Genomic DNA, 13,618 nt, shown 5'->3' on the forward strand with positions numbered 1-13,618 from the left:
GCGAATGAGCTTGATCTATCTTGATAATGCGGCTACAACCTGGCCTAAGCCGGAGAGTGTCTATCAGGCAGTTGATAGTTGCTTAAGAACAATGGGGGCCAATCCTGGGCGCGGTGGCCATAGTATGGCGCGGGAAGCGAGCTTGCTGCTATATGAAACACGAGAAGCGCTGGCTGAACTATTCGGCATTATTGACGCCAACCAGATTGTATTTACCCACAATGCCACAGATGCCATCAGTATGGCTGTATTTGGGCTGCTATGCCCCGGTGATACGGTTGTAACAACAGCCATGGAGCACAATGCTGTAGCCAGGGCTGTTCGTTTTGTTGAGGCCAAAGGAGTGCATGTCACTGTTATCCCCTGTTCCTGTGACGGACAGCTTGATATGCAGGCTATGAGAGCAGCTCTCGGGCAAAAGCCTAAAGCCGTAATTATGAGCCATGCTTCCAATGTTACCGGTACGATTATGCCAGTAGCTGAGGTGGGCGAGCTGACAAAGCAGAGTGGCGTGACCTTGATTGTTGATGCAGCCCAGACGGCAGGGGTGGAGGCAATTGATGTCACCGCCATGGGGATTGATGTGCTGGCGTTTAGCGGGCATAAAGGCTTATTGGGGCCACAGGGAACCGGTGGTTTATATGTAAGTGAAACAGTCATTGTATCACCGCTCAGGGTCGGCGGGACCGGCAGTCTGTCCGAATCAGACAGCCAGCCTGAGTTTATGCCTGACCGGCTGGAAAGTGGTACGCCCAATACGCCAGGCATTGCCGGACTGAAAGCCGGTGTTCAGTATATCTTGAATACAGGTCGGAAAAACATTCAGGCTAAAGAACTGGAACTGACCAGATTACTGCTTACAGGCCTAAAGGATATTGAGACAATAAAAATTCACGGTTCTGCAGATATAACCGGACGCACTGCCGTTGTATCGTTTACTCTGAACGGCAAAGATAGTGGTCTGGTTGCCCATGCCCTAGACAGAGAGTATGGTATTGCCTGCCGGTCAGGGCTGCATTGCGCCCCATGGGCCCATCAGACACTAGGTACTATTAAGACAGGGACAGTGCGGTTTAGTCCAGGATATTTCAATACACAAGAAGAGATTGGGCAGGCGATTGCTGCTGTACGGAAGATTGCTGCTCAAGGAGGGTAAGGAATGAAGGGGACCATAGTTAATTCTGCTGCCGTTCTTATCGGCTCAGGTGTGGGGTTGGCGTTAAAACGCGGTATTCCGGAGAAATATCAAAACACGGTTATGCACGGCATGGCGCTGGCTGTTGGTGTTATTGGCTTACAGATGGCATTTAAGACAGAGAACATGCTTGTCGTTATATTAGGATTGGCGGTCGGTGCAGTAATTGGCGAAGCGCTTAATATTGACGGCTTGCTCAATAAAATTGGCGAGTGGCTGTCGTCAAAACTCGGCAGTCAGGAAAAAGCCGGGCAAAGCAGCATTGGTCACGGTTTCGTTACTGCCAGCCTGGTATACTGTATTGGGGCAATGGCTGTTGTTGGTTCAATTCAAGACGGTCTTACCGGTGACACCAGTACGTTATATGCTAAATCGCTGTTAGACGGTATTACTTCAATTGTATTTACTTCCAGCATGGGTATCGGGGTAATGTTCTCCAGTGTTTCGATTCTAATTTATCAAGGGTTGATTACCCTGCTTGCCGGATTTTTCAGTGCGGTGCTGTCTGAGAATGTAATTAAGGAAATGACAGCAACCGGCGGCATTCTTATCGTCGGGGTGAGCATACTAATGCTGGAACTAAAAAAGATAAGATTGGCAAACTTATTACCAGCAATACCTGCCGCCGCCGCCATCGCCTATTTTTGGCCCGTAATGTAGTAAAAGTTTACTAGTTTTCGCAGATTAGAGGAAAGGTGATACAATGACCACCATGGATTTGTCTCAGTATACAGTATTCATTACAACAAACCTCCCATACATATTGCTTGGGTTGACTGCATTGATTTTCGTGGCACTTATCGTTTTTATCAACATTAATATTAAAATGAGCAGGCTGAATAGACGCTATAAAAAAATGATGTCAGGTATGGACGGTGTTAACATCGAACGACTTCTCGTCCACCATGTTGGAGAAGTCCGCCAAGCTGTGGACAAAGTGAATCAGCTTGAAGGAGAGTATCGGCGCCTGGATACAATTGCGTCAGCGTCTATTCAATATTTAGGTGTAGTCCGTTTTAACGCTTTTGAGGATACCGGCAGCGACCTTAGTTTTGCTCTTGCCTTACTTGATGGCAAAAAGAATGGGGTTGTACTGTCAAGTATTTATGGCCGGAGTGAGTCACGGGTCTACGCTAAACCTGTGGTTGGAGGAGAATCTACCTATTATCTGACTGACGAAGAAAAGGGTGCGCTAAAAAAAGCGTTGGAAAAAAGTTCATAAATTGGCAGGAATTTTGCGGGTTTTGGCGAATAGCATCATAGTTAGGCGTAAAAGTCGAAACAAAGAAGGTGATGTTGTTGAATCAAAAAACGCCAAAGCCTGACAGGCGCGAATATACTTTGATGATTGTGCCCCATCACGCCAAATCTGTTTTTAGTATCCGCATACCTATCAAAGCAGTCAAATATGCAGCCGTAACGCTGGGTATTTGCCTTACAATACTTACAGGCACAATGCTTAGTTATCGTTATCAGGCTAATGTCGCCACCAAAGAAAAGATGGAGTTAGCTCAGCTAAGGGAAGTAAACAACAAACAATATTCACAGCTTGAGGAGCTGGCTAAAACAACGGCGCAACTGCAGGAAGATATGGCCCGGTTGAACCAACTGGATGCTGATCTGCGCCGCATGGTAAATAGTGAAGAATCAGCAGCAACCTCCCGTTCGGCTCCTGTTAGGGTTGGAAATCATAGCGGCCAGGGCGGTCCTGAAAGTAAGCCTAGTATTAATGATCTGAGCAATCTGGTCAAAGAGCTTGGAGCCTCTGCCAAAGAAAGAGAACAAAGCCTTATAAACTTAAAAAATGCTCTAACAGAGAAAAATGAGCGCCTTGCGGCCACTCCGTCTATTTGGCCGACAAGTGGTGATGTAACATCCCGCTTTGGCTGGCGTAGTTCGCCCTGGGGCTGGGGCAGCGACTGGCATCCTGGTATTGATATTGCAAACGACACCGGTACGCCGATTGTCGCTACTGCTGATGGCGTTGTTGCCAGTAGCAGCTGGTATGGCGGTTATGGAAAAATGGTTGAGATTGACCACGGTAACGGGATTGTTACTATTTATGGTCATAATTCTCAGCTGCTGGTAACGCCAGGTCAACACGTCAAAAAAGGTGAGATCATTGCTTATATGGGAAACACCGGTATAAGCACCGGGTCGCATTGTCATTACGAAATCCGCGTTAACGGTACGGCGGTTAATCCGTCAAGTTTCTTATAGAGGGGGAAACCGCAGCCATGTTTGGCAGTAGTAAAAAGCAAACAATCAGCATGAGTGATCAAGTGGGAACCATTATTGGACGTGATACCTCTTTCAAGGGCAATATCACTTCCCAGGGCACTATTCGCATTGACGGCCAGCACGAAGGAGAACTTGTCACTGCCGGGGATGTTGTTGTTGGAGAAAGCGGCCGGATGCAGGCTCACTTGAAAGCCTGTAATGCAATTGTAGCTGGCACGATAAACGGCAATATTGAAGTCTCAGACAAATTGGAACTTCTGCCTACTGCCAAGGTGTGCGGCGATATCACGGTAGGTACATTGACTATTAATGAGGGAGCGGTATTCCGCGGTGCCTGCCATATGCTCAAGGAGCTGTCAGGCAGCGAAGATAATGAATAACTAACCCGGAAAATAAAACCCAGGATACTTTTACGTATCCTGGGTTTTCCAGTATTCCTAGTTATATTGTCAATGGTTTTGAGGGCGGCCTAGGCCGAATGATAAACCATGGGCAATTGTGTCTGCCATTTTCATGACCAAATTAAGCCGTGTGCTCTGGAGTACTAAATGTTCCATAAAACCGCCGACATTAACGATGCCGGTGATATATGCATTGCCGACAGGCGGCAGGTCTTTATTGACGGCAGCGCCAGGTTTGACTGAGCCCTGTCCTAAAGTGACGTAGCCCACATTTTCCAGTTTGCCCAAACAGGCATCTACGGCAATAACAAAGGGAGCGGTGAATGTGGCATTAATAGACTTAAGCATGGTCTCAAGGTTAGTCGCATGAACCGGGTCGTCGAGGGTGCCATAGATATGCGGGAATAAATTGATAGTTTTAAGCTTAGTACCAGTTAACGGGCCAAGGGAATCGCCGGTCGAACGGTCAGTACCGATGCATAATACGACAATTTCATGTCCATCGGTCTTGGCGCTTTGAACAAGGTTGCGAACCGACATCGCCAAGTCGTAGACAGCACTTGGCTGGTTAATATTAAATCTCGACTCTCGCGTAGGTTCAGGGGTCGGTGGTGGTTTAAGAGGGGACAATTTACTTAGTCCCGGGAAACTTAAGATGTTATTTAGCATGCCATAGCTCCTGTTAGATATTTGTTATTACCATTATGTGTAAATTGAGGGCAATCTATACGCGGGCAGAAGGAATTTTCATGGATTAACAGGAATAATATATGAAATATTTAACAATGATTATAGTAGCGGCTATATTCCATATTCCACATTCCATATTCTAAGAATCGTTAAACCTGCGCAACTTCTTTTATGCAGAATATATCGGTTGGGAGGAACTAAATAGATGGGTGCCGATAATAATAAGCTACGGTCAATACCCGCTATTGACCGGCTGCTGGCTGTTGCCGCAGTTGAGCCAGAGATGAATGGATATCCTCGTAATTTGGTTATTGCGTGCTTGCGTAAGGCTGCAGATCATGTGCGGGAGGCGCTACTCAAGGGGGCTGCCGTAGATGCCAGCCCTGAGGCGCTTGTTATGATTGCCAGGAACCTGCTTGATAAACAGACCCGCTCTAGCTTGCAGCGGGTGATTAATGCTACCGGCGTAGTATTGCACACTAACCTGGGACGGGCACCGCTCAGCAGGCGGGCTATAGCTAATGTTTCCCAAATCATGGAAGGGTACAGTACCCTTGAATATAATGTGGACTCAGGCGAAAGAGGCAGCCGGTACGCCCATGTCTCCAAACAGTTACGCCAACTGACCGGGGCCGAAGACGCACTTGTTGTTAACAATAATGCGGCCGCGGTGCTGTTAGTTTTATCCGCATTAGCAAAGGGACGGGAGGTTATTGTTAGCCGCGGTGAGCTTGTGGAAATCGGCGGATCTTTTCGCATCCCGGATGTTCTAAAGCAAAGTGGCGCTACCCTTGTTGAGGTTGGTGCAACCAACAAAACACACCTGCGTGATTATGAACAGGCAATCGGCCCTAATACTGCAGCTATTTTAAAAGTTCACACCAGCAACTATTGCATTATCGGGTTTACGTCACAGCCAGACGGAGCAGAGCTTGCAGCGCTAGCACATAAGCACAATCTGCCGGTTATCGAAGACTTGGGCAGCGGCACGCTTATGCCGCTAGCGGTAGGGGGACAAACAGAGCCGGCAGTTACTGAGCGGCTGGCCTTGGGTTTCGATATTGTTACCTTTAGCGGTGATAAGCTGCTGGGGGCAGGACAAGGTGGCATCATTGCCGGCAAAGCAGAGTATATTGATGTAATGAAAAAACATCCGCTGCTCAGGGCCATTCGTATCGATAAGCTGTCATTAGCCGCACTTGAGGGAACTCTGCAAGAGTATGTGTTAGGCGAGCCTTACAGGGATGTTCCGGTGCTTGCAATGCTGACAATACCGGAAGCGGAGTTAAAAGAGCGGGCTGATAGGCTACATAATTTAATTAATCAACATAACGAGCGAGGTTTTGCCAGCGATGTAGTACCTCTAAACTCCCCGGCGGGAGGAGGGGCTTTGCCAGCAGCAGCGTTACCTGGCTATGGTGTAGCGGTAAGCCTGCCCGGTGTGAGTGCCGGGAGCTTGGAAAGCCGGCTCAGGCAAAGGGATATTCCGATTGTTGTCCGGATACAAGAAGAAAAGGTGATTTTTGATGTGCGTTGCTTATCTGAGCAGGATCTAACTGAGATTGCTGCGGCTCTGCATACAATGTCTTAGTCAGGGAGGAAAGGGCATATTGAAGTATGTTATCATTGGTACGGCCGGTCATGTTGACCATGGCAAGTCAGCCATTATCAAAGCACTGACAGGGACAGATACCGATCGGCTGAAAGAGGAAAAATTACGGGGTATATCGATTGATTTGGGATTTGCCTCCCTGCCGCTTGGCACTGACCTTGTTGCCGGGGTTGTCGATGTGCCGGGGCATGAGCGGTTTTTAAAAAATATGCTGGCCGGAACAGGCGGGATTGATCTGGTTATGCTGGTTATAGCCGCCGATGAAGGTGTGATGCCCCAAACCAGAGAGCACTTGGCCATGCTTGAACTATATGGAATCAGGCACGGAGTAGTTGTTGTTAATAAAATAGACAAAGCAGATGATGAATGGCTGGAGCTTGTGGAGAGCGAAATACGAGAGTTTGTTAACCATACTTTTTTAAAAGATGCTCCATTTTGCCGGGTATCTGCGCTCACTGGTGCAGGTATCGAGGAACTTAGAGAAACGCTGGCAAATCTGGCTGGCAGACTACCTGTCCGGGATCGTAACGCGCCTTTTCGGCTTTGGATTGACCGGATATTTACTATTAAAGGTCATGGCGTTGTAGTGACAGGTTCGGTGTTAAGTGGACAGGCTAAGGTTGGAGACAATGTAAGATTGTATCCGTCGGGAAATATTGTGCGTGTGCGTGGCCTGGAGTGGCATGGTGAAAAAGTAAACGAGATTATTGCCGGGCAGCGGGCGGCCATTAATTTGGCTGGGCTGGAAATGGAGCAAATCTCCCGGGGTATGGCACTTAGCGCAATTAGCCGGGGTGAAGTCAGCCAGATTTGGGATGTGGTGGCCGATTGGCAGCAGGAAGTGGAGAGCGGTATACGCGTCAGGTTGCATCTGGGCACAGGCGAGCTCTTGGGCAGGATGTATGCCTTTAAAGAGTCCTCACATCGCACGATGAGGCTTATCTTAGAACAGCCGCTAGCAGCCGGTACTGGTGACCGGGGCATTATAAGGCTGTATTCGCCGCAGCACCTGCTGGGTGGTGTTACTTTATTAGCCCCGGGACGGGCTACCAGACGGCTGACAAGCGGCCGGGCTGCGCTTGCTGAGGCACTGGGTAAGGCAGATCAACCAGCCGCTATCTATCACCGCGTAGCCGAGAGCCGCCTGGTGCTGACGCGGGAAGAAATCCGAAGGCATAGCGGGTATCTTCCCGATAAAACAGTAGATAAAACGGTCGATAGGCTGACTTTAGAAAAAAGATTGCACTGCCTGGACGGGGTATATGTATCAGCCGTGATGTTTGATCAGCTTACCCGAGCCGTCACCGGTATCTTGAAAGAGTATCATAAAGCGCAGCCTGAACGGAGCGGCTTATCTAAAGAAGTAATCAGGCAAAAGTTGGTGCTTGATGAAAAGAGTTTTGACACGTTTCTTTCAGAATGGCTGAGCAGCGGCATGCTGGTCATTAACAACGGCGATCTTGCGCTAAAAAACCATGCTGACAAGCATGGCGGCTGGAAGCAGGATCTTGTTGATAAAGCCTCTATCGTACTGGAAAATATTGGGCTAGAAAACGTCGATCCGGCATTGCTAGCGCAAAAATTTGCACTGCCAGCAGACAAAGCCAAAGCAGCGCATGACGCGCTTGTGCGGTCAGGAGTGCTGGTGAAGGTCAGTGATATGTTTGTATACAGCAAAACAATTCAGTACATTGTACAGCTTATTCATCGTTATTTTAAGGACAATGAGACGCTCACAGTGGCAGAGTTACGGGATATATTGAACACTTCTCGAAAGATTGCCCTGCCTATTATGGAATACCTTGATATGCATAAATATACAGTTAGAGACGGTGATGTACGCCGTCCTAGCCGGAAAACCCTTGATTTATCAGAATAAACTTACTTTAATTTTGCATATTGACAGCAAAACGATTCGTTTCTATAATTAAACTCAAAACAGATAATGTACATTTCGGTATTTTGGAGGTGTACATATGTTTTGAGGGAGTGTGTCTAGGGTTCCGCGCTATTTTAGCGGTCTGGACCAAGCGGCACAGGTGCAGCGTGGCACGCACTACACCGTGGGTATAAAAGACCCGGCGGAAGGTCCCAAGGGAAGGGTATCTTCGCGCTGGGCCTTTTTTTGTTTCCTTATTAAATATAAGGCTGGCTAGAATGTTCAGATGGGCGTTAGCAGCAGCCGATAGAAGAGGGTGGGAGAGTAGAATGTGTAGAATAGGGGCTATAAAAAGCAAAGTAGCATTTCATCCGTCGCTGGCGCTCCATTTGATGCTGCCTCAGCAGGAGGGGCACGACAACTCCGGGTTCGCAATGGTCATGCAAGATCTCGATGGGGTCTTTGCCAAATATAAGGATAAACCACTATTGTCCATGGCCTGTACGCAGAAAGGTGCGGCGATGGTGGAGCACTTCATGGAAACCAACAACTTTACGCCGGTATATGAATGGATTCCCCGTGGCGTCCGGCAACCGGGATTAGATATTAAAGCCATGCCATACTATATTTTCCGGGCGTATGACTATCCTGAATACTACCGTACCGCTACCCAGCAAGCCAAAGAAGAATTGCTGCTAGACACGCGCCTGGCCTTGCGGGTGTTACTGGAGAATGAAGATCAGGGCTATGTTTATTCTTTCTGGCCTGACGTTTTGACACTGAAAGAAATTGGCGATCCCCGCGATATTGCTGTCTACTTTAAACTGTGGGACAATACCGGAGAACTAATGGCCAAGAATGTTGTTGTTCAGTGCCGCCAGAATACCAACTATGAAATCGTGCGCTATGCGGCCCATCCGTTTTTTCTGCAGGGCTATACGCTGTGTGCGAATGGCGAAAATACCTTCTATACAAAAAATAAGGAATACCAAAAGCCACTCCATCGCGGGTATATTGGTTTTGAATCAGATTCCCAAAACTTCCTTTATACATTGCACTATGTTCTTAACGTGCTCAAGTGGCCGATAAAATATTATAAGCATGTCATTACACCACTGCCGTTTGATGAAATAGCCAGACGTCCTGATAACCGTGAATTGACAGCCATCCGCCAGTCGTTAGGGCATCTTGAAATCAATGGGCCTAATACTATTATCGCCATGCTGCCTGACGGGCGTATGGTGACCTGCTGTGACTCCAAAAAACTGCGGCCGGTCGTGGTGGGCAGTGATGGCACTACGATTGCCATATCGTCGGAAGTCTGCGGTCTTAATCAGATTATGCCGAACCGCAATCAGGAGCATGATATTTATCCGAATGAACGGGAAGTTGTGGTTATTACCCCGGAATTGGAGGTAGAACGATGGAAGCAGTAAGAGTACAAGACGTCAGTGTCAATGACCTGCCGTGGAAATTGCAGTACAGCAGTGAGCGATGTACTATGTGTGGCAGCTGTGTGGCCGCGTGTACCTTTAATGCCATTGAGGCAGCGATGGAAAGGCGGTCGGTGACTGTCTCAACAGGACATCAGCCCGAACCCAGCCAGCGCCACCTGGCGATACCTGTAATTAAACAAAAGGCAGTCGTTGCCAATGCTTGTGTTGGCTGCGGCATGTGTGAAAAGGTCTGCCCTAATAACGCGATCAAACCAGTGCGCAACCCCGATTCACGGATAAACTATCTAAATCGAAGCGGCGGCTCCCCGGTAAAACGCGGTGGGCGTAATAACCTCAGCGGCAGCGAGCGAACACTGGATAAAATTGTTGTTGGCCGTATTTCGCAGATGACTGACCCGGCGTTAGACTCAGAACGCCATACTTTTGACATTTTAGCGCCGTTTGGCCGCGTATTGCTGCCCCATGAACTGCCACTTACCTCTGACGGAAACGAGCTTAAGCTAACTGGCCACACACCGCCTGTAAACTGGATTTATCCGGTCATATTCAGTGATATGTCAATCGGTGCTCTTTCTACCCGGGCTTGGGAAGCTGTAGCCTTAGCTACCGCCTATCTGAATGAAAAGCATAAGATGCCTGTCCGGATGTCTTCCGGTGAGGGCGGTATGCCGATAAAGCTTTTGCGGTCCGAGTACCTAAAATACATGATTTTGCAAATTGCCTCAGGGCATTTTGGCTGGAACCGTATTGTTCAAGCCATGCCGCATATGAAGGTTGATCCAGCCGGTATTCTGATCAAAATCGGCCAAGGAGCCAAGCCCGGTGATGGCGGCTTGTTGCCTGCAGCCAAAGTATCCAAGCCGGTTCAGGCCATTCGGGGCGTTCCTAAGGCCGACCTCTTATCACCGCCTAACCATCAGGGGTTGTATTCTATTGAAGAATCAGTACAAAAAATGTTCATGTCAATGAACGCAGCCTTTAAATTCCGCGTTCCTGTTGCCATTAAATGTGCGGCGTCAGCCACGTCGGTATCTGTGTATAACAACCTCTTAAGAGATCCTTACAAAATCTGCGGCGGCTTCTTCATCGACGGTATTCAGGGCGGTACCGGCGCAGCAAATGAAGTTTCACTTGATCATACCGGACACCCGGTGGTATCTAAAACCCGTGAATGCTATCTAGCTGCCGTTAAACAAGGGCGCCAGGGGCAAATCCCACTGTGGGCAGGCGGCGGTGTCGGCTTGACTGGTAACGCGGCGGCTGATGCATTTAAAATGATCTGTCTTGGTGCCAACGGCATATTCTTAGGCAAGATACTCATTCAGCTGTGTGGCTGTGTGGGTAACGAACTTGGACGCTGCAACGCATGTAATACCGGTAATTGTCCCGCGGGAATCTGTACGCAAAACCCGCGTCTGGTAAAGCGTCTGGATATTGATAAAGCAGCGCAAAACATTGTTGACTACATGCTGGCTTTAGACAGCGAACTTAAAAAGCTCATGGCGCCTGTCGGTAACAGCTCACTGCCTGTCGGACGTTCTGACGCTCTGGTAACTACCGATAAAGCCATTGCTGACAAGCTGGCTATCCAATATGTATGCTAGGAGGGAATGCGCATGTTTAAAATAAATACGATTGACGGCAACAACCGGATGTCAACGCAAGACCTCTTAGAGAGTGTAAATGCGGCGTTGGCGCAAGGTGAGACGGAGTTTTATATTGAAGCCTCAGGCCAGCATGATATTGGCGGTCCGCTATGGCATCCTGAAGGCAAGCCTCTCAAATTCTATGTAAAAAATGCTGGTCAGCGCGTGGGTTCCATGTGCCTGCCAGGAACTGAAATTGTTGTTGAAGGCTCGGCTTCTGCCGATGTCGGCTGGCTTAATGCCGGCGGCCGGATTATTGTTAAGGGCGATGGTGGTGATACCACCGCTCATTGTGCGGCTGCAGGCAGCATCTATGTTGGCGGCCGGGCAGGAACCCGCTCGGGGTCGCTCATGAAGCATGACCCACTATATGAAGCGCCGGAGTTTTGGGTGCTGAAGAATGTCGGCAGCTTTGCCTTCGAATTCATGGGTGGCGGTATTGCTGTAGTGTGCGGCTATGACAGCGAACAGTTCGAATCCGTCTTGGGTGACCGCGCCTGTACCGGTATGGTTGGCGGTATTGTCTATTTCCGGGGCAGGGCCAACGGTATATCAGCTAAAGACACTAAGATACTTGCGTTAAATGCCGACGATATTGCGTATCTTGACGGCAAAATGGATGACTTCCTGACTGCGATCGGGCGGCCGGAAATACGCAGTCAGTTAACTTCATGGAGCGAGTGGCAGAAAGTAGTGCCGCTTTCTTATGATGAGCGCCCCAAAAAAGCTAACACGAATCTTAATTCTTACCGTACCGGCACCTGGGTGCCGGGCAGCATCTTCGGCGATGTATGTGACGATGATTTTGCGGTTATCGGTGCTATTGCCACCGGTGCATACCGTCGTCGTGTACCTGTCTGGGAAAATGCCAAATATAGTGCCCCGTGCGAATTTAACTGTACGGCCTCAATACCCTCCCAGCAACGTTTTAACCTGCTGCGGGACGGCAAGATTGATGAAGCCTACCGGTTGGTGCTTGAGTATACGCCGTTCCCGGGTTCAGTGTGCGGCGCCGTATGTCCGAACCTCTGTATGGATGATTGTACCCGGAAAACCGTTGACATCTCTGCGCAAATCGGCAAACTGGGCAGATATTCGACAGAGGCTGAGCTGCCGAAAGCCGAAGCTAAAACAGGCAAACATGTAGCTGTTATCGGCGGTGGCGCGGCCGGTCTTACCGCGGCTTGGCAGTTAGCGCGGCTGGGGCATGATGTAACGGTATTTGAAGCTGATGCCAAGGTTGGCGGCAAAATGGAGCAGGTTATTCCCCGTTCCCGTCTGCCTCAGGAGACACTAACGCGGGAAATCGCCCGAATCGAAGAAATGGGTGTCGCCATTAAAACAGGCGTTACTGTTGATAAAGAAAAATTTTCCTCCATAAAAGATAGCCATGATGCTGTTGTAGTTACTACAGGTGCCCATATAACAAAGGTGATTACCTGGCCCGGCTATGAACGTGTTGTCAAAGGGTTAGACTTCCTCAAAGCCATTAACCGGGGCGAGCGTCCTAGCATTGGCAAGAAGGTCATTGTTATTGGCTGTGGCAACTCCGGCATGGATGTGGCTGTCGGCGCCTATGGCCTGGGAGCTGAACAGGTAACCTGTATCGATGTTCAACGCCCGGCAGCGTTTGAACAGGAAATGGTGCATGTAAAAGCACTGGGCGGTGAAATTCTCTGGCCAGTGTTTACAAAAGAGGTTACGGCTGAAGGAGTTGTCACCCAAGACGGTCAGCTAATTAAAGGGGATACGGTCATCATCTCTATTGGCGAGTCGCCAGATCTTGGCTTTATGCCAGATAGCCTTGAATTTGACCGTGGCTGCCTGAAGCCGGCTGCCGATTATAGTGTGGCACCTGGTATCTTTACTGCCGGTGACACCATTCGTCCAGGAAGATTGGTAGATGCCATCGGGGCTGGTCGCGAAGCAGCACTCGCTGCCAATGCCTATTTAAGCAGCAGTAGCTATGCCGTAACCCAGAAGACAAAAATTCCCTCAGACCGGATGAGCACAGCCTATTTCAAAAAATGCCATAGCTGTGATGTACCTGAGGCTACTAGTGATTACAGCCGTTGTATCAGCTGTGGTACCTGCCGTGATTGTCATATGTGTCTCAAGTCTTGTCCGGAGAATGCCATTACACGCACAGTCGGCGCAACCGGCGCTGAATATACGTCAGACTCGAATAAATGTATCGGTTGTGGCATCTGCGCTGGTATTTGTCCTTGCGGTGTCTGGAACATGGATACTAACGCCGAACCGATCAAGTTTTACCGATAGCGTAAAAACATCTCTGCTGGCAGGACAGTCGGCAGAGATGTTTTCGTTTTGAAGACTTAGATCCATTGTGTGAAAACAGAAAAATTACACGTACCAAAAAAATCGTATTGACAGGTCGGATGACTTGCCAATATAATAATATTCATAGACAAATGCACACAAATATCTGTGACTGGGGAACATGTGGTTTGCAGAGTTTACAAAACGACTGTAAACC

The 13,618-nt window shown here is 48.8% G+C and carries 11 protein-coding genes; 10 read left to right on the top strand and 1 reads right to left on the bottom strand.

Annotated elements, in window-relative coordinates; all coding sequences use genetic code 11:
* Positions 1-4 precede the first annotated feature (4 nt).
* From VN447_RS13200 to VN447_RS13220, 5 genes are all read left to right on the top strand, one after another.
* Entirely contained in the window at positions 5-1,156 is a 1,152-nt protein-coding gene (locus tag VN447_RS13200) for an aminotransferase class V-fold PLP-dependent enzyme (RefSeq protein ID WP_325525812.1), read from the top strand.
* A gap of 3 nt (positions 1,157-1,159) precedes the next feature.
* Entirely contained in the window at positions 1,160-1,855 is a 696-nt protein-coding gene (locus VN447_RS13205; RefSeq protein ID WP_325525813.1) for a DUF554 domain-containing protein, read from the top strand.
* 43 nt (positions 1,856-1,898) lie between these two features.
* Positions 1,899-2,417 (top strand): DUF4446 family protein, encoded by a 519-nt coding sequence (locus VN447_RS13210; protein ID WP_325525814.1) that lies wholly within the window; start codon positions 1,899-1,901, stop codon positions 2,415-2,417.
* A gap of 71 nt (positions 2,418-2,488) precedes the next feature.
* Positions 2,489-3,415, top strand: a complete 927-nt coding sequence (locus VN447_RS13215) for a peptidoglycan DD-metalloendopeptidase family protein (protein ID WP_414714909.1) — start codon at positions 2,489-2,491, stop codon at positions 3,413-3,415.
* 17 nt (positions 3,416-3,432) lie between these two features.
* On the top strand, positions 3,433-3,816 hold the full coding sequence (locus tag VN447_RS13220; RefSeq protein ID WP_325525816.1) for a polymer-forming cytoskeletal protein: 384 nt from the start codon (positions 3,433-3,435) through the stop codon (positions 3,814-3,816).
* A gap of 69 nt (positions 3,817-3,885) precedes the next feature.
* Here VN447_RS13220 and yyaC read toward each other — a convergent pair whose 3' ends face one another.
* Entirely contained in the window at positions 3,886-4,506 is a 621-nt protein-coding gene (gene yyaC / locus VN447_RS13225; RefSeq protein ID WP_325525817.1) for a spore protease YyaC, read from the bottom strand.
* Positions 4,507-4,732: 226 nt separating this feature from the next.
* Between yyaC and selA the strand changes: the two genes are divergently transcribed.
* From selA to VN447_RS13250, 5 genes are all read left to right on the top strand, one after another.
* Positions 4,733-6,118, top strand: a complete 1,386-nt coding sequence (gene selA, locus VN447_RS13230; protein WP_325525818.1) for an L-seryl-tRNA(Sec) selenium transferase — start codon at positions 4,733-4,735, stop codon at positions 6,116-6,118.
* Between the two features lie 19 nt (positions 6,119-6,137).
* The gene (gene selB, locus VN447_RS13235) at positions 6,138-8,018 is read left to right on the top strand and encodes a selenocysteine-specific translation elongation factor (protein WP_325525819.1); all 1,881 of its coding nucleotides are present in this window, start codon (positions 6,138-6,140) and stop codon (positions 8,016-8,018) included.
* A gap of 329 nt (positions 8,019-8,347) precedes the next feature.
* The gene (locus VN447_RS13240) at positions 8,348-9,454 is read left to right on the top strand and encodes a glutamate synthase (RefSeq protein ID WP_325525820.1); all 1,107 of its coding nucleotides are present in this window, start codon (positions 8,348-8,350) and stop codon (positions 9,452-9,454) included.
* Positions 9,442-11,079, top strand: coding sequence for a glutamate synthase-related protein (locus VN447_RS13245; RefSeq protein WP_325525821.1), 1,638 nt, complete (start codon positions 9,442-9,444; stop codon positions 11,077-11,079). Before VN447_RS13240 ends, VN447_RS13245 begins: the two co-directional genes overlap by 13 nt.
* Before the next feature lie 12 nt (positions 11,080-11,091).
* Positions 11,092-13,401 carry an FAD-dependent oxidoreductase gene (locus VN447_RS13250; RefSeq protein WP_325525822.1) on the top strand — a complete coding sequence of 770 codons (2,310 nt, stop codon included), beginning with the start codon at positions 11,092-11,094 and terminating at the stop codon, positions 13,399-13,401.
* Positions 13,402-13,618: the final 217 nt, after the last annotated feature.

Source organism: Sporomusa sp. (assembly GCF_035561155.1).
In the GTDB taxonomy this organism is placed as follows: Bacteria; Bacillota; Negativicutes; order Sporomusales; family Sporomusaceae; genus Sporomusa.